Origin of the sequence: Maribacter spongiicola (genome assembly GCF_052119685.1) — a bacterium.
In the GTDB taxonomy this organism is placed as follows: domain Bacteria; phylum Bacteroidota; class Bacteroidia; order Flavobacteriales; family Flavobacteriaceae; genus Maribacter; species Maribacter spongiicola_A.
On record NZ_JBGQOO010000017.1, the window covers coordinates 1 to 15,588 of the forward strand.

18 protein-coding genes are annotated in these 15,588 nt (G+C 32.1%); 6 read left to right on the forward strand and 12 right to left on the reverse strand.

Annotated features, from left to right (window positions below):
- On the forward strand, positions 1 to 381 hold a 381-nt coding region (locus ACEN2N_RS17635), incomplete at its 5' end, for a transposase (RefSeq protein ID WP_441825554.1).
- A 67-nt stretch (positions 382 to 448) separates the two neighbouring features.
- Positions 449 to 796: a hypothetical protein gene (locus tag ACEN2N_RS17640; protein ID WP_441825555.1), complete on the forward strand. Its 348-nt coding sequence runs from the start codon at positions 449 to 451 to the stop codon at positions 794 to 796.
- Between the two features lie 207 nt (positions 797 to 1,003).
- Here the strand turns inward: ACEN2N_RS17640 and ACEN2N_RS17645 are convergent, their stop codons facing one another.
- The 3 genes from ACEN2N_RS17645 to ACEN2N_RS17655 all read right to left on the reverse strand — a co-directional run bounded on the left by ACEN2N_RS17645 (position 1,004) and on the right by ACEN2N_RS17655 (position 2,502).
- Complete coding sequence (locus ACEN2N_RS17645) at positions 1,004 to 1,597, reverse strand: DUF2262 domain-containing protein (protein WP_441825556.1); 594 nt, start codon at positions 1,595 to 1,597, stop codon at positions 1,004 to 1,006.
- Positions 1,598 to 1,753: 156 nt separating this feature from the next.
- Positions 1,754 to 2,119 (reverse strand): hypothetical protein, encoded by a 366-nt coding sequence (locus ACEN2N_RS17650; RefSeq protein ID WP_441825557.1) that lies wholly within the window; start codon positions 2,117 to 2,119, stop codon positions 1,754 to 1,756.
- Complete coding sequence (locus ACEN2N_RS17655; protein WP_441825558.1) at positions 2,119 to 2,502, reverse strand: hypothetical protein; 384 nt, start codon at positions 2,500 to 2,502, stop codon at positions 2,119 to 2,121. The genes ACEN2N_RS17650 and ACEN2N_RS17655 overlap by 1 nt, the downstream gene beginning before the upstream one ends.
- A gap of 616 nt (positions 2,503 to 3,118) precedes the next feature.
- Here ACEN2N_RS17655 and ACEN2N_RS17660 point away from each other — a divergent pair.
- The 3 genes from ACEN2N_RS17660 to ACEN2N_RS17670 all read left to right on the forward strand — a co-directional run bounded on the left by ACEN2N_RS17660 (position 3,119) and on the right by ACEN2N_RS17670 (position 5,402).
- Positions 3,119 to 4,225: a tyrosine-type recombinase/integrase gene (locus ACEN2N_RS17660; RefSeq protein WP_441825559.1), complete on the forward strand. Its 1,107-nt coding sequence runs from the start codon at positions 3,119 to 3,121 to the stop codon at positions 4,223 to 4,225.
- Positions 4,218 to 5,012 (forward strand): hypothetical protein, encoded by a 795-nt coding sequence (locus tag ACEN2N_RS17665; protein ID WP_441825560.1) that lies wholly within the window; start codon positions 4,218 to 4,220, stop codon positions 5,010 to 5,012. The genes ACEN2N_RS17660 and ACEN2N_RS17665 overlap by 8 nt, the downstream gene beginning before the upstream one ends.
- 66 nt (positions 5,013 to 5,078) lie before the next feature.
- Positions 5,079 to 5,402 (forward strand): helix-turn-helix domain-containing protein, encoded by a 324-nt coding sequence (locus tag ACEN2N_RS17670; protein ID WP_441825561.1) that lies wholly within the window; start codon positions 5,079 to 5,081, stop codon positions 5,400 to 5,402.
- A gap of 9 nt (positions 5,403 to 5,411) precedes the next feature.
- Here the strand turns inward: ACEN2N_RS17670 and ACEN2N_RS17675 are convergent, their stop codons facing one another.
- Complete coding sequence (locus ACEN2N_RS17675; RefSeq protein WP_441825562.1) at positions 5,412 to 6,110, reverse strand: hypothetical protein; 699 nt, start codon at positions 6,108 to 6,110, stop codon at positions 5,412 to 5,414.
- A gap of 379 nt (positions 6,111 to 6,489) precedes the next feature.
- Between ACEN2N_RS17675 and ACEN2N_RS17680 the strand changes: the two genes are divergently transcribed.
- Positions 6,490 to 6,654, forward strand: a complete 165-nt coding sequence (locus tag ACEN2N_RS17680) for a hypothetical protein (protein WP_170861976.1) — start codon at positions 6,490 to 6,492, stop codon at positions 6,652 to 6,654.
- A 50-nt stretch (positions 6,655 to 6,704) separates the two neighbouring features.
- Here ACEN2N_RS17680 and ACEN2N_RS17685 read toward each other — a convergent pair whose 3' ends face one another.
- The 8 genes from ACEN2N_RS17685 to ACEN2N_RS17720 are packed head-to-tail and all read right to left on the reverse strand — an operon-like array spanning position 6,705 to position 15,584.
- Positions 6,705 to 7,544, reverse strand: a complete 840-nt coding sequence (locus ACEN2N_RS17685) for an endonuclease/exonuclease/phosphatase family protein (protein ID WP_441825563.1) — start codon at positions 7,542 to 7,544, stop codon at positions 6,705 to 6,707.
- Positions 7,545 to 7,561: 17 nt separating this feature from the next.
- Positions 7,562 to 8,104, reverse strand: a complete 543-nt coding sequence (locus ACEN2N_RS17690; RefSeq protein WP_441825564.1) for a thermonuclease family protein — start codon at positions 8,102 to 8,104, stop codon at positions 7,562 to 7,564.
- 19 nt (positions 8,105 to 8,123) lie between these two features.
- Positions 8,124 to 8,639 (reverse strand): retropepsin-like aspartic protease family protein, encoded by a 516-nt coding sequence (locus tag ACEN2N_RS17695; protein ID WP_441825565.1) that lies wholly within the window; start codon positions 8,637 to 8,639, stop codon positions 8,124 to 8,126.
- The gene (locus ACEN2N_RS17700) at positions 8,636 to 9,280 is read right to left on the reverse strand and encodes a hypothetical protein (RefSeq protein ID WP_441825566.1); all 645 of its coding nucleotides are present in this window, start codon (positions 9,278 to 9,280) and stop codon (positions 8,636 to 8,638) included. The genes ACEN2N_RS17695 and ACEN2N_RS17700 overlap by 4 nt, the downstream gene beginning before the upstream one ends.
- Positions 9,280 to 10,656, reverse strand: coding sequence for a hypothetical protein (locus ACEN2N_RS17705; protein WP_441825567.1), 1,377 nt, complete (start codon positions 10,654 to 10,656; stop codon positions 9,280 to 9,282). Before ACEN2N_RS17705 ends, ACEN2N_RS17700 begins: the two co-directional genes overlap by 1 nt.
- A 43-nt stretch (positions 10,657 to 10,699) precedes the next feature.
- Positions 10,700 to 11,017: a hypothetical protein gene (locus ACEN2N_RS17710; RefSeq protein ID WP_441825568.1), complete on the reverse strand. Its 318-nt coding sequence runs from the start codon at positions 11,015 to 11,017 to the stop codon at positions 10,700 to 10,702.
- Positions 11,017 to 12,228, reverse strand: a complete 1,212-nt coding sequence (locus ACEN2N_RS17715; protein ID WP_441825569.1) for a hypothetical protein — start codon at positions 12,226 to 12,228, stop codon at positions 11,017 to 11,019. The genes ACEN2N_RS17710 and ACEN2N_RS17715 overlap by 1 nt, the downstream gene beginning before the upstream one ends.
- 2 nt (positions 12,229 to 12,230) lie before the next feature.
- Positions 12,231 to 15,584 carry a hypothetical protein gene (locus ACEN2N_RS17720; RefSeq protein WP_441825570.1) on the reverse strand — a complete coding sequence of 1,118 codons (3,354 nt, stop codon included), beginning with the start codon at positions 15,582 to 15,584 and terminating at the stop codon, positions 12,231 to 12,233.
- Positions 15,585 to 15,588 lie beyond the last annotated feature (4 nt).

Sequence of the window (15,588 nt, forward strand, 5' to 3'; positions counted from 1 at the left end):
ATACCTGGTATAGGTCAAAAAACTGCATTGTTCTTAATTGTTGTCACTGACGGTTTCAGTAAGTTCGAAACAGCAGCACAGCTTTGTAGTTATGTAGGTATAACCCCCACGATACGAGAGTCTGGGAGCAGTGTAAGAGGTCGTGCACGAATAAGTAAGGTCGGCAATAGAAAGCTTCGTAATCTATTGTTTCTATGTTCTTTCAATGCCTGTAAACACAACAAGGCATGCAAAGAGGTATATGAGCGAATCGTGAACAAGGGTAAGAGCAAGAAACTGGCACTGATAGCCGTTGCCAACAAACTATTAAAGCAGTCTTTTGCTATCGCAAAATCTGGCAGACCATATGATGAAACTTACGTTTCTGTATTGCCTAGATAAATAGCAGATTAATTGAATAAAAAAAGCTCAAGAATCTATTTATTGAATCTATGAGCCTAGAATAATATTGTCTCAGATTAAAGAAGAATTTGTTTGTTTTTTACCTCAGTTCTTTGTTGTAGTGCGTTATTTAGCGATGGCAGAACGTAACGGAAGTAATAGAACACAAGGCGGTTTAGAATTAGAAGCTAAACACCAAACTACTTATGAAAATTGGTGGCTTGGAAAGTTAATTGAAACGCCTTACCTAAAAGACGGTAAAAAAATAACTGGCGTAGCTGAAAAGGTGGAATTTATCGGAAACTCTATGGTTGGTGTTGTTGAGATTACACTTGACAATGGCTTTAAATATTTGGTAGGTGGCTCAAACAAAGCCTTTAAACCTAAAAAAAGTGATGTGGTGTGCGTAGGCTAATGCACTACAACGTTCTAGCTAAGCGTAGTGCGGAGGTAAGGAAACTTTTCGTTTCCGTCTGCGCACGAAGCTAAAGCTTTTGGTTTCGCTTTTTCTTTTTTTGTCCAAAGCTAAATCCATAAGATTTAGCGACTTCATAAATATACACAGACCATTCGTTTTAGCCCTAAAGTCCGCATTACGTTTAGGTTTTGTTACCACATGTTTTTATCCGTACAGTTCTGCATCAATGAACTTATGGTCTTTGCTTAAACTGACCATAATACTATGACCAAAAAAAAGATTTCCATCATCAAACCCTAGTTGCGAACTTCCATCATGAAAGAATAAAATGCTATTTAAACTAAGGCATTTTGTAAATTGTTTATCGGACAGCGGTTCGGCATTTTCTTCAAGCCAATCTTCGTTTTTTAGTTTCAGTAATTCACTTACTATACCATCATAAATTATGACTTTGTTATTTACAAACCAATTAAGAGTTTTATTGATGTTTCGAATAAATTCCTCTTCATCAATTTCCAATTCGGTTGGGTCATATACTATTTCAACTATATTGTTGAAAATCAGAAAGGATACAGTTTTTGTAACGATAATTGACTTATTCTTATCGTTTAATATTCCCTCTGGCATGTCCTTCACAAACGCGTCAGGATTTTTGGCTTTATAATCCATTAGCGATTTGAGGAATTCTTCACTTGGCGGCTCACTTAAAGTCGATTCAGATTCAGTTTGCTCGGTTTTAAAATCCGTAATGGATAAATGGATTTTATTTTTATTCCTAAATATTGAAAATAATCCCATGCTTTTTCAAAATATGTGGTAACGGTTTTGTATAAGATTAGTTGCGTGTTTAAGCAACTAATTTAGCAAATACAAACCGAATAGAAAATCCGCGAGGATTTTCGTAAGTAGGCTTGCACTAGCAATTAATTTTATACGGTGTTGTACACCGTTTTTTTATCTCATATAATACAGATAAATCGCAAAATTTATTATTCGAGACATATCTGAATCATTTATTGTTTCATATTTATTCAGGAAATCAACTTTCATTTTTTTATGGTCAAAGTCCGTGAATTCCGCAAATTCCGATTTTGATGGAATATAATATTCTGACTTTTCATAATGTCTAATTTCTTTGAACAAGTCGTTTTTTAGGTTTCTGACATATTCCACTCGTTCTTGATCATATTTTCCAAGTCCATAATATTTTAATTTCTGTTTAATCTTTTTTTCAGCTTCTTTCAAGTCAGAAAAGTCAAATTCGTACGCTAAATCACTAAAGCAGACAAAATCATATGTTTGTTCGCTTGTTTCTGCCATTATGACTTACCATTCATTATTTGTTCAACGTATTTTCTGTGATTTTTAAATCCATTTTTTTCTGGATGCTCCAAATCAACCATTCCGTCAATTCCTGAATCATAAATTTGCCAATTATATTTTTTAGCAAGTTCAATCAGAGCATAAATTCCGTTTTCTCCGTACAAAGAAACCATAAAATTGCTGGAATGTTCGCTGTCGGCAAAAAAGTCAATCGTGAAATCAGTTCCGACTATTTCCCTGTGATTTTCGTCTTTATTGATTTGGTTAAATGAGGTTTCCAAAATTCCGCTAAAATCAGTCGGTTCTAATTGATTTTCGTCCAATTCGGCAACTAAATCAATTTTCTGTTTTGAATTAAAAAGTACAATGTCCCAACTCATTTTCTTGGTTTTCTTAAATGGTGTACAACAACAATATAAAGTAACAAGTTACTTTATACCTAATTATTATATTAAATAGTAACATTCTAAAACGGCAGGGGGAAGTAGTGTTTTAGAACCGACCAACAAGGTAGTATTTTTCTTCAATGTAGAATTACGGGTAACCGTAAAAGAAAAGTACGAGATTTAAATTAGTTAGGAGTTTAGAGTTGGGAGTTCAGAGTTCATAACCCGGAGGTCGGGGGATCGTGCCCCCCTCTCGCTACATAGTTTAAGACCAATAAAATCAACGGTTTGTGTGCGCACAAGCCGTTTTTTTATGTCGTTAAATTCCATACTTTTACCTACCGTATACGATAACGTATACGGTTTGAACATGAAACTGAACTATTCCGAACCCAAATTCTATACTGGTGGTGTCCCAATAAAAGGCTGGTCCAAGTTAACTTACAAGCAAAAAAAAGATGCGCTTGCCAAAGATTGGTATGTTTATTTCTCCTTTAGAAATTCAGAAACTAAAAAACTAGTTAGGCAAGCACCCATAAAAGCTGGTGTAAATCGTTTTAAAACAATACGTGAGCGAATTCTGTTCATGAACATTATAAAAAGGGCCTTAATGAAAAAATTAGAGGCTGGCTATATACCTAATTCGGATAATTCAAGCCTTAAATCAAATTCAAGCCCTTCTACAGCCGTAGATAAAAAAGATACTGAAACTATTCTTAACAAAGTAGAACAACCCGCTAAGGCTGTAAAAAAGACTACTACTGCCGCAATTGCTTCTACAATAAAAGAAGAACCATCCACCTCAATTCAAGAAGCATTCGATTTTGCTTTAAAAATTAAAAAACAGTCCTTAAGCCCAAACTCATATTCAGGTTACCATGGTCCACTTAAACAATTTGAAAAGTGGCTTGAAGACAATGAAATCAGTGATATAAAAGCAATTACAAAGAAAACTGTAGTTCAATATTTGAATTCAGTTTTAGCTCGGACCTCGCCAAGAACTCGCAATAATGCTAGAACTAGTTTAAGTGCAATTTTCACGACATTAGAGGATAATGAAATCATTGAAGATAATTTTATTCCTAAGATAAAACCGCTATCTACTAAGCCTACACGAAACAAAACGTTTACTCCTAAACAAGAATCTAATTTAGAGGCCTATATGAAGGAGAATGACAAACTGTTATTATCCTTTGTTCAATTCATCTCACTGTGTTTCTTAAGACCTATTGAAGTTTGTAGGTTAAAAATTAAGGATATTGATATTGCCGATAAAAAGATTTATGTAAAGGCAAAAAATAAAAAAGTAAAGATTAAGATCATTCCAGAGATTTTATTGAATTTGTTGCCAGACCTCTCAAGTGCCAATCCTGAACACTCTTTATTCACACCTTATAAAATTGGCGGAGAATGGGACATTCCTGAACGTGATAAAAGAAACTATTATTCAAAAAGATTTAAAAAAGCGAAAGATAATTTCAATTTAGGTGTTGAATACGGCCTTTATAGCTACAGACACACCTATATAACAAAATTATATAGAGAAATGCGAAAGGAACTCAATCCTAGCGAAACCAGAAGTACCTTGTTAGGGATTACCGGACATTCTACATTATCCTCACTTGAAAAATATCTACGTGATATTGATGCTGAACTACCAGAGGATTATTCTGAATTTCTACAACCATCAACAATAAATAAAGTGCAAAATGGCTAAAATAAAAATCAAATATTTTGGTTGTTTAAAAGGTGAGAAACTTAATGAGCTATCATCTGATCAGAGATTAAAACTTTTTAAAAGCAAAAATTTATACGTTACATCTAGGGTTCTTAATCTGACATCCAACACCGCTATTAACTTATTGGATGCTAGCAAGTTCAAAGTTATACAAGAGCCTTCAAAAGAATTATTAAATACATATTACATGTTTTTAAAACAAGCCTATCAAGAAGATATAAATAATGTCTTCTTCAACTTTTTCCATCAATTCAATAACCATATTATTGGGTTAAAGAAAAAAGAAGCAAAAAGGGTTAGTAGATTACTTTACTTAAATATCATTAATAATAAGCAAGCTCCTAGTTTTGATATTGTTCACATGTTAGAAAACGCTAATGGTATTCCAAAACTTGAGAATACTCCAAAAATAGACTTGTATTTCATGAAACGTGATACAATGAAGTATAGAATTATTGAAGAATACCCAAAAGGACTAGATGAATTTTTAATTGGTGATACCACTCATTTCGAGAAAAACTTGAAAGACAATGTTTCCATTATAAAAGAAGTTATTCAGTTCGAAGGAGAATTGAAAATCATATTGGCATTGAATGAGGAATACAAGTTTGAAAAACGTAACATCATCCAATCAATTCCAAAGGATATTGGAGATGACAAAAATCAACAAACTACTTTAAATAAAATTGGATTAACAGCAACAATGCCTACCGATGAAGAAATGGATACATACCTAATGGAACATGTTTTCAGTAAAAAAAAGTAATATAATTATACTGTCAAGTTCTTATCAGCTTTATAATATTATGTAACACTAATTCAAGCTAAACTTATGGAAAATCCTTTCGAAATCATAAATCAGCGCCTGGAACGAATTGAGCAATTATTGGATAAGCTAATCTCACAAAATATAAATGATTCTAAGTCTAATGACAATAAACCGATGACTGCGAAAGAACTTGGTATATATCTAAACTTGTCTGTTTATACAATCTATGGTTTAGTACATAAACGCTCCATACCATTCATTAAAAAAGGAAAGCGATTATATTTTCAAAAAAGGGTGATAGATGAATGGTTAGAATATAGTAGGCAGTTAACAAGAGAAGAGCTTGAAGTAAAAGCAGATGAGTATTTATTAAGAAATCCTCTATAAATTTCACCTTTATTCAGTAAATGAACTTGCCTCATATGTATGTACAGGTACGCTCTTAGTTACCATGTACTCCGTAATAGCTTTCAAAGTTTTTCCATTCACAGGATGTAAGCCAGGAGCTGTAAAATACTCAATCTTATTTCCAGACTTATAATACCAAATTAATGGTTTCCGAGTCATTTCGTCAAAAAATTCAGTAGTTAAATCAACTTTAACTTTTCTAAAATTCTCTAGTATAACTTCGTCCAAAGGAACTATGCTTTCTTCATAACTTACTTCACAATCGACTTTTTCATAACGGTCTACTTTCCAGACCATACATAACGTTTTTTTATTCTTCTCGGTCAAACCTAAAATCAATCCAATAATTAATACTAGACTAACGGCTGCCAACACTTTCAAATTCTTTTTCTTTTCACCATTATTTACATTAACACTAATCTTACCCTTCCGATTTTGTTTAACATAATCTGCATATGAATTAAAGCCTAAATACTTACAAAGGTCATTTATGGTATGTTCATTTTGGTCTCCTATACTACCTCTTTTTTCTAGATATTTATCATATAGCCTTTCAATTGTCTTTGCACTTATAGAAGTAGATTCTGCGATATGATTACTCAGGGCGTATCTGGAATGTTTTGGGCATTCATTTTTTGCCTTATCAAAAACCTTCTCAACTATTTCTTTAATAATTGCTCCTTTCATATTTATAAAAATACAATTTTAATAATTCACCACATATCAATTCATCTCTGAAAACCCCTGTTTTCATTGATGTCGAATAGATGTCGAACACACGTCGGGCTTTTGTCTGGTCTATAATCATCAACATCTCTTTTCTTTGCTTCAAATTGATTTAAGACTATGATTTGCTACCATAGTCTATTAATAAACCAATCTCTCGGAAATCTAAAATGCGGTCGGTGATTAGCCCGATTGAGAAGTAGCTAAGCACTACCGTATTTGGATTTCCACTTCTCAAACCTGGGAGACGTCCCTTCATTTTAATGTGCGATTTACATCGCAATAATTCACTGATTTCTAATTCGGTCAGCCATTGGTATGTCCAAAAATCTTAAACAAAATGAAGAAAATTTATATAGTTGTATTTACGATAATCCTCAATTCTGTCTTTATTTCATGTGACCCACAAGACCTATCTGAGAATGAAGTTGAACTTCAAGCCTGCTGTGGTGATGGCGGAGATATTCCACCTCCTCCACCACCGCCAGATCCACCGGTTAATTAATACAAAGTGTATTAAAGAGGATTGAGTTACTTAAAGCTTAATCCTCTTTTTTATTCCGCAAGTTCTTTAATACTAAAATTCAATAAAACTGGCAGATGATCCGACAATTCTCTTGCACTAGTAATATTCTCACAGGCTTTTACAAAATCAATCACATAACTACTTTTGAGTACAATTTTATTTGAATAGAAAATATTATCAATTGGGTAATTCAAATAACCATCAGTAGTAGCACAACTTTGCTTCAAAGTAGTCTTTGCATCAATAACCGTAGCATTATAACCCTGCGTTCTCAAACCAATAAAAACTTCCTCCTTTTGGTCCACATTAAAATCACCTGCAAGTAATATTGGATGTTGAAAGTCATCTGATTTCAGATAATCTGTAATTGCCAATATTTCCCTTTCCGGATTTTTATCATGTGGTCTAGAGTGAAAGTTAATTACGGAAAGCTTACGACCCTTTACATAAAAATCAAGAAAAAAAGGTTCTCTATCTACAAGGGAATCCAACTCAGTAATCAACGCCCCCCTATTCTTTATCTTAATGTTTTTTGTCTTCCAAATAAACGCATAACGCTCCGTTACATATTTAGGGCTATTGGTTGGGTTACTTATCACATAATCCCATTTAGCTCCTTTTCTATTCAGATTATCAGCAAGCTTTGCGACGGCTTGTGCTCCTCCATAACCGGACACAACTTCTTGTATAGCCACAATATCTGCATCGCGAACAATTTCAGCCATTCTATCTAATTCTTCGCTGTTTTTGGTCTTACCAAAATCTCTAATATTCCAAGAAATTAAACTGATTGGTTCTTGGGAGAAAAGGTTGAAACTTAATAAGTAAAGAACTAAACAGATAGTTCTTCTAATTGTATTTAAATGCATCTAATAAAATATTTCTTTTATTTTCTGTAGTTCCATGGGGCAATTGGATTATCATCTTGCCAAAGACCAATTCTTAAATTTCGAGCTTCCTTTTCCAAAATATCGTAGCTATGGTCATCAGAATGTTTTTTATAGTGCCAAGCCATACCTAATCTAACCATTTCTTTATTTACATTAAGACCTTGGTCATTATATATAACAGCAATTAGTCTTCCATACCCATCATATTTACCTTCTGTATGTATCTTTACCATTTGACCAAAACATAAATCTGAAAGGGTAATTTTCGCTCTATTGCCATATGGTTGCTTCCCTCTTTTCTCAGGGGTGTCTATGTGAGCTAAGCGTAATTTGATGGGTAATTCATCATATAATATTTCAGCAGTATCGCCGTCGATTATTCTAATGATTTTTGCATCTAAAATTTTATTTCCAGGAACATTACTCTTTCCAGTATCGGCAGATTCTGTAATAGATTTTACTGGATTTTCAACAACGGCTTCCTTCTTAACAGTAGAAGGAGGTCTATTTCTCCTACAGCTAAGACTAATCAATAACATTAAAATGTATAGTAAATTTTTATTCAAAATAAATTACCCCTTTATCATAGTCAATTGTAACCTTCCCAAATCTAGATAATGCAGATTGCCCCAATAACAATGGTGCTTGCAAATTATGTACAACGGAGGCTTTTACATTAGTCATTGTGTGACTACCTATTTTTACAGATTTCAAGTTAATTTCTGTTCCTTCAGAAATATTCCCGGTAGCATCTTGAAAATACATACTCCCCAAAATATCTTCTTCATTTATTGCTCCTTGCTTAAAGAGATATAATGCCTCTGTTTCTGAAATAGAAATTATACTTGCTCCTGTATCAAAAATAAATTTCATTGAAATACCATTCACTTCTGTTGGTATCTTATAAACACCATTTTCATAAATCATTTTAATTTCTGACCCAGTAATTTTTCCCTCTCTATTATTAGGAACACCTTGTTGATGTGTACCATAATTAGGTTTCTGACTATTGCCTCTATTAGGTCTCTTACAAGATGAAAAAACGATTAAAATTACCAGTATAATTAACCTCATAATCTACTACTTACTTTAGGTATTATTTGAATGGAAAACCGTTTATTTTTCTCTTCATCTTCTTCTCTACACAATCCATTGAATCCACTGCCTGCAATCAGAACTTCTACGTTAGATTTTCTAAAATCTATTTCATTTTCAGTCCATAAATTATATACCGCCAAAGCCCTATCATAACTTCTCGTATAACCAAACTTTGTGTCAGGTGAGAATTTCATATCGTATGAGTTCCCCATGTTACCTTCGATTATTACTAAATAAGAAAAGTCTGGGTTATTCTCTTGTAGCGTATTTAAAAATTGTTCGATTTTTTCTCCCACCTCTAAGGTTACCTCTCTATATTCTGGTAAAATTTCGGTTTTGTTAGGTTCAAAAATTTCAATACCCATTAAGCTTGAAGCAACGTATTTTTTACATTCTTCCAAGTAGTGAAAATCATCATCGTTTTGTAGCGCTTTAAATTGCTCTTTTAACTGAACAATCTTTTCTAATTCTTCTTTTTCTGCAATAATCTTATTCTGCTCAACACGCAAATAAACTACAGTCAGAACAAACAAAACAAGCATTATAAAAAATAGACTTGTCATTAAATCTGCAAAACTCACCCAAAAGAAATCACTACTTTTTTTCTTTGCTGCCATTAGTAAGTTAATAATTTATAAATGGCTACTAAGCACGTTATAATACCGATACTTAGAAATGCAATTGTACCAATATTGATAATTTTAGGTCTTTCAACAACTATTGATTGGGTCTTTATTATCTCTAATAAATCTTTTATCGTATCATCATGGAATGATACACTCTTTTTAAGTCCAGACAGCTCAGAAGATACTCCTTGTAAATTGTCCACATCACTCTTAACTTCTTTTACATTAGACATTATAGCTTTAATATTTCCGCTCTCATCATCAAAAACCTTTTCAGTTTTTGCCTTTAGATTTTCAAAAAGCTTATTGAAGTCAGAAGATATTTCTACATCTTTTTTATTAAATTCATCTTTTCTATTCTGGAAAGAAAGTGATAATTCATCAATCATCTTACCTGTATTTCTATCATAGTCAATCATTCTATTATTGATAGCTTGTTCCCTTTCATCAAAATTCTCAAAATGAGAAGCCAGGTATTTTGAATTATCAGATATATGAGAAGCATGACTATCAAACTTTTTTACCATTTCAGAAATATCCCCAACCTTATCCAATTGATTATTTATAGTAAGGTTTAATTGTTCGGTATTTTTGAGTAAACTATTGGTCTTTAATAAGTACTCTGATAAATCTTTAAGGTTTCTAAAAGAAGATTTTAATTGCTGCATAACATCTATATTATACTTAGCAATATTCGCAACATCAATTCTTTTTAATTCTTCAACTACATCTAACTGGCTATCAAATGTATCTTTAACTGCTAAAATAATTCCACTAAACTGATTCATATTTGTGGTAAAATCAGAATTAAACTTTAATAGGTTGGTTTGTAAAGTGTGTAAACTTGAAGTTGTATTCTTAGAAAGAATAGGAAGTAATTCTGTTTGAATAAATGTGAACAAATCATTTTTTTGATTCTCTACAGATTTCCTTATACTCAAAAACACAATGTTACTAATCACCGTCAAAATCAAACCAAAGACACTAGCTATCATTGCTATTTTAACCCCATCTAATAAAGAGTCAATACCTGTTAAAAGTTTTGTGTTTTCATCAGGGTCGCTTTTTGCAGTTGTTAATGCTCCAATAATAGGCTCAACTGTTTCCGGTGGAGCAATGGTAGGCATAAAATACAACCCTCCAATAATACCCAGCATAGTACCCATTAAACCTAAATAAAGGGGTGTAGGTATACTACTGGTAATTTGATCATCGGTCTTGTCAATATTTCTATCAACTATATCCTTAACCAACATAAAGTCGCTAATTGCACCTTTATTTCGCAGTAAATAATTATTAATAGATTTTAATATCTCGTTTTGAGATTTATTCTTTCTACCCTTAAAATCAATAAGCGATATATTCATTTTACTTTTTCGTTTATAAAATACTTACAACAAGTAATTTTAATTATAGAATTTCTTCATCTTGTTCCTCTAAACTCTGCTCAGGGTTTGAATCATAATATTCTTTTTCTTCATCGGAAACGTATTGAACATTATCTGGTACTGCTTGTATATAAGCCTCTGGAATATTGTCTGTTAATATCTCTCTTAAAGTGATACTATTAATGTATTCTTCAGGAACAAATGCGTGTTTTATTTGGTAGTTTTTAATATTACCTATAGACTGCTTATAAGAGAGAATTCTAATCATGTTCATAACAAAAACAATGACTTGAATAACTATGATAATTCCTATTATGATATTTAAAATTTTCTCGTCCATTATTGAAATTTTATGGTTGCCTTATTAGCTTCTTTTACAACCCAATTACCATCTATGAGTATAGCTAGTCCTTTTTTCGTAGTAATTATTTCTCTACTAAAGTCTTTATTTGAATTCTCTTGATTACAAACCCTATACAAATATTCATCTGGGGCATTGGTAACTTCTCTGGTAATGAATTGATCAACAAGTTCTATTTCAAAATCTGCAGTAAGACCATCTTCATGTACGTTTAGCTTATAAATAGTTTGCCCAGATAAAGGGGAAGAAGACACCGGAGAAAATTTACCCTCTGTAGTTGGTTTTCCTGCATATAAAACTTGTGGCACTTTCGGTTTTTCGACAGGTATTAATTCAATCTCTGGTGCTTTTGGTTCATCTATAACAATGCTTTTTTGTTGCTCCGGCTTTCTGTATGTATTAACATTTGATCTTTGCATTGGTTTAGCTTTTATTGTAGAGTTTATACTTTTAAGCTCATTCAATTCTCGAGTCAAAGCACTAATACTACTCTTGCTTATTTTAGATTCACGCTCATATCGTTCTTCTAATTCATTGCGTTTCTTAATCGTTTTCCTCCACATCACAAATAAAGTAATAGTAGAGATTAGAAAAAATAATGTTGGAATCATCCAATAATTATATGAGGGTCTTTTCTCAGTTCTTTGAATATTAGATTTTTTAACAACTACAGCCTGTCCCGGTTCTTTCTTCTCTATATTTTGGACTATTTTTTCCGGTTGCTGAGTTGGAAGAAATTCTTTCTTTAAATCAGCATATTCTGAAGATTCATTTAATTTAAGTGTCTTATAAGATTTTACAATTTCAAACTTAGAAAACAATGAATCCAATACTTTTGGTTCGTAATTTTTTAAAGATTCAATAGGTTGACTAATATTTTCAAATGTTACCCCCCAATTTTTTTTAAGTTGTGTAGTGATTTCTGAAAAAGGTATTGGCTCTTTGATATTATTTTTTTCTAATAATTCCATGTAAACTTGGAAATCTTTCTCCTCTTCTTTACCTAAAGATTTCTTTCTGTTTCTATGATTTCTCATAGTAATGCCAGTAACTTCTGCATTCACATAGTCCACAATATCATTCCACTCCTCCTGTGAAATCTCTTCTATATCGTTATCACTTTTATCCTGTGAAAAAAGGCTACTAGCTATCAAGCAAGCAATAAAAACAAGTTTGTATAATGCTTTCATAATTATCTTTCTCTATTTACCAATTCAAATGCTAATGACCCTAAACTACCGACCAATGGATAAAAGAATAGCGTTTCACTAATTTCTTCATCACTTTGTTCTTTTAGTTCTTGTATTTTAGTCTGAATTCCCATTTTCAAATTATCCTCAGCTTTTTCATATAAGAATGTTTTTGAAAACTCCATAGCATCTTTTTCAATACCAAAAGTATCTCTGAATGGTATTTTAGAATTCATGCTAAAAAAGAAGTCTAAAAAGTTGGTATACGTTTCCAAAGCTTTTACTTCTAATTTTTCAACCTTGTCATAGGTATGACCTCTTTCTCTTTCAAATAACACATCTTCAGAAATAAGAACCTCTTTAATCTCCCTTAATTCTATTTCTGTATCAGCTTCAAAATATAAACTACCCTTACTTGCAAGCTCTTTTGGGTTTTCTGGTAATTCTAACTTAATTGCATAAGTTTCATTAGAATCAAAAACCTCATTTAAAACAAGACTAATTATCTTTTGTAGGTTTTTCTTATTGCTAGAAGAGTCCAACACCGATAATAATTTTGAAGCTGTACCTGAAAATATAAAGGTGTGCGGTATTGCAATATCTTTAGAGTTAAGCAACTGAGCCACATGGTATATTTGCGAAGTGTAGAATAATAAGAAGATTATTTTCAACTCTGTATCACCTTTCAACTGATCAAGAAAATTTATGGTAATATTCTTGTCTAACAACTGCCTGTTATTTTCTAAACTAAAAAAGGCATTCACTATGTCGTTAGAATTGTTTCTTGCTTTAATTCCGTCTAATATATTCTTCAGACGTGCCTCTTTGTTGGATTCTAATATGGACTGAATTTTAGTGAAATATTTATTTACGAATCCGTTAATATTGATATTTCTCTTATAATTATCTCCGAAAATTGCATCACCCGCAAACCTATATGATGAAAATAGTATTGGTGAATTATTTTGATATATCGCTACATCAGATGTCCCACCACCTATATCTATTGATACTACAGGTTTGAAAGATGGAACACCTAGTGCGCCAGTATAGTAATAAAAAGGGGTCAAACTCTCACATACCTTTTGAATGCTTACTTGTTTTCCAAAATATTTATGAATAGTATTTTCCCACTTCTCTTCTAGTAATGACAATTGAAAGACTGACATACTAGCCGGATATGACCAAATAATTTTTGTTTTGTCCACAGCTCCATTATTAACCAAAACTGTATTCCTAATCATTTTAATTAATTGCTCAAAAAAGCCTTCTAAAATGGCTGCACTGTTATTCTCTGTATTCCATTTCAAATTGGTTTTCACTTCCGTATTTAATGCAAAAGAATAACGCTCGTATTTGAAAGGTATATTTATGTTACCCATTGAAAAAACCGGTCTATTAAAATCAGTTTTTCCATGATAACTTATTGCTGTACGTTGTGGAAGTTCAAACTCTTTATTTGCTGCAATTTCTTCTGGCAACACATCATCTTTACTTAGTTTGAGATAAGCTTCATCATAATCTGAATCTTTAATTAACCTACCACAATGGTAAGGTTCATTTTTTACGATTTCGAATGGTTGGGGTATACCATCATTAACTTTGTACTCTATATGTGTATTTGTTGTACCAAAATCGATAGCGAAAGAAAACTGCGATGTACCGTTACTGACCTTATTATTGAATTTAGGGATTAGAACTCCATTTGCAAAGCCATGTTTTAGCCTTATGTAGCTGAAATTTTCATTTACTACATTAGCCACCATATTAATATTCTCTTCCTTCTTGAACCTTCTTTGAACCTGATTTACTGCGCTGATTAATTCATTTTTAGATGTATAGTATTCAAAATCAAAAATATTATTTTCTAAAAGTGGAATTCTGTCAGCATCATAATATGCTATATTATATTCTGGCTGAATAGATTCTGGAAATTCATAAAAAGGGGTTATTGCTATATTTATTCTATTTTCAATTACAGCTCCTTTGTTATCTACTTCACTAAACTCTGGTTTGTGCGACTGGTTTACAGGGTTGTAATAAATTCTTTTAAAAGTAATATGATTCCCATTTTTTACTGGCACCCTAAGAATAGCCTCTACACTGCCAGCTGGTAACGATTTTAATTCAAAAACTCTTTCTCCATTAATCACACTCGATAAAAATTCTGTAGAGAAATACTTAAAGAATAAAGGCTTTAACGGAAGAAGAAAACTCTTTTCTCCATTGTAATTACCCTTGTCAAAATAAAAATCATCAATAGGGTATTCAGTTCTTATAATAACAGGCTCTAATAAATCACTAATTGTTAAATAAGGGAACTTGTTTCCATCAAATGGTAAAGTACGTTCACTGATAGGTGTAGCATCATAATGTGGTGTCTTATCTGTATTTTTCCAAAAATCGGTAACATACATTAAGTGACCAGAAAAATTATCGTTTGGTAATACCAACGGTAATAATTCTTCATCAACATTATTTACTGGTTCAATTACAAAATTGCTCTCCTTTATTTTGTCTCTTTTATCTTTTCCTTTCTTTAGAGGTGTGTTTAAAATTTCAACAACTTCGCCACCTCCATCTATATTCAAATCTGATAATGACTTATAAAAACTAACCGTTTCATTCTTTATAGAAGTTCTTAACTCTGAAGATAACAACGGAAATATCGTAGATAGATACTCATCAACTTCTTTAAATTTTGAGCTAAAATTTGGCAAACTATCTTGTAAAGAATATAGATATTTAATATACTCGGGATCCCTCTTATGTAATGGAAAATACTCACCATCTAAAAAGATATCAGATCCATCCCCAAAATCTAAATTGTAGGTATTGGCCGATGTAAAAAATAAAGATGCTGGTGAAGTACCACCTATAATATTAATAGGGTTTTGACCGTCTTTATAATTAATTAAGTATAGCTTACTGTTGTAATCAAAATTATAGGCTGCAGCATCCTGCTCAAAATACAATCTTAAACTTTCTCCTAATAATTTATGACTAGGATTACCATTGTTTAACAATGCATCTAAATCCGTTTTCGGATTCCAGCTTATAATCTCTATTTTGTTTTTGAACTTTTCGTAGTTGAAGAATATCTGACCGATATCTAAGGCATCAGACACCATTTTATGGTGAATGGTATCGCCTTCAGGCTGTAATTTTGCCACCACATTAAAAGCTGTTCTAACTAAATCTATTCTTGCAAACGGACTAGGTATAGATGTAATCTCCCTTGACGAGTGCTCGCCATTAGGGTCTTCAATAGCTGCAATAGCCTTATCATTTAATGGATTGGAAGCTTGCCAATCATATAAATCATTACCGTCATGAAATCTAAATACTTTTGCCATGTTG

What these genes read in the sequence shown, in the direction of transcription:
- ACEN2N_RS17710 (WP_441825568.1), bottom strand. Translation starts at nt 11,017, where the DNA reads ATGGACGAGAAAATTTTAAATATCATAATAGGAATTATCATAGTTATT.
- ACEN2N_RS17660 (WP_441825559.1), top strand. Translation starts at nt 3,119, where the DNA reads ATGAAAAAATTAGAGGCTGGCTATATACCTAATTCGGATAATTCAAGC.
- ACEN2N_RS17645 (WP_441825556.1), bottom strand. Translation starts at nt 1,597, where the DNA reads ATGGGATTATTTTCAATATTTAGGAATAAAAATAAAATCCATTTATCC.
- ACEN2N_RS17655 (WP_441825558.1), bottom strand. Translation starts at nt 2,502, where the DNA reads ATGAGTTGGGACATTGTACTTTTTAATTCAAAACAGAAAATTGATTTA.
- ACEN2N_RS17700 (WP_441825566.1), bottom strand. Translation starts at nt 9,280, where the DNA reads ATGGCAGCAAAGAAAAAAAGTAGTGATTTCTTTTGGGTGAGTTTTGCA.
- ACEN2N_RS17690 (WP_441825564.1), bottom strand. Translation starts at nt 8,104, where the DNA reads ATGTTATTGATTAGTCTTAGCTGTAGGAGAAATAGACCTCCTTCTACT.
- ACEN2N_RS17665 (WP_441825560.1), top strand. Translation starts at nt 4,218, where the DNA reads ATGGCTAAAATAAAAATCAAATATTTTGGTTGTTTAAAAGGTGAGAAA.
- ACEN2N_RS17705 (WP_441825567.1), bottom strand. Translation starts at nt 10,656, where the DNA reads ATGAATATATCGCTTATTGATTTTAAGGGTAGAAAGAATAAATCTCAA.
- ACEN2N_RS17675 (WP_441825562.1), bottom strand. Translation starts at nt 6,110, where the DNA reads ATGAAAGGAGCAATTATTAAAGAAATAGTTGAGAAGGTTTTTGATAAG.
- ACEN2N_RS17680 (WP_170861976.1), top strand. Translation starts at nt 6,490, where the DNA reads ATGAAGAAAATTTATATAGTTGTATTTACGATAATCCTCAATTCTGTC.
- ACEN2N_RS17650 (WP_441825557.1), bottom strand. Translation starts at nt 2,119, where the DNA reads ATGGCAGAAACAAGCGAACAAACATATGATTTTGTCTGCTTTAGTGAT.
- ACEN2N_RS17695 (WP_441825565.1), bottom strand. Translation starts at nt 8,639, where the DNA reads ATGAGGTTAATTATACTGGTAATTTTAATCGTTTTTTCATCTTGTAAG.
- ACEN2N_RS17720 (WP_441825570.1), bottom strand. Translation starts at nt 15,584, where the DNA reads ATGGCAAAAGTATTTAGATTTCATGACGGTAATGATTTATATGATTGG.
- ACEN2N_RS17670 (WP_441825561.1), top strand. Translation starts at nt 5,079, where the DNA reads ATGGAAAATCCTTTCGAAATCATAAATCAGCGCCTGGAACGAATTGAG.
- ACEN2N_RS17715 (WP_441825569.1), bottom strand. Translation starts at nt 12,228, where the DNA reads ATGAAAGCATTATACAAACTTGTTTTTATTGCTTGCTTGATAGCTAGT.
- ACEN2N_RS17685 (WP_441825563.1), bottom strand. Translation starts at nt 7,544, where the DNA reads ATGCATTTAAATACAATTAGAAGAACTATCTGTTTAGTTCTTTACTTA.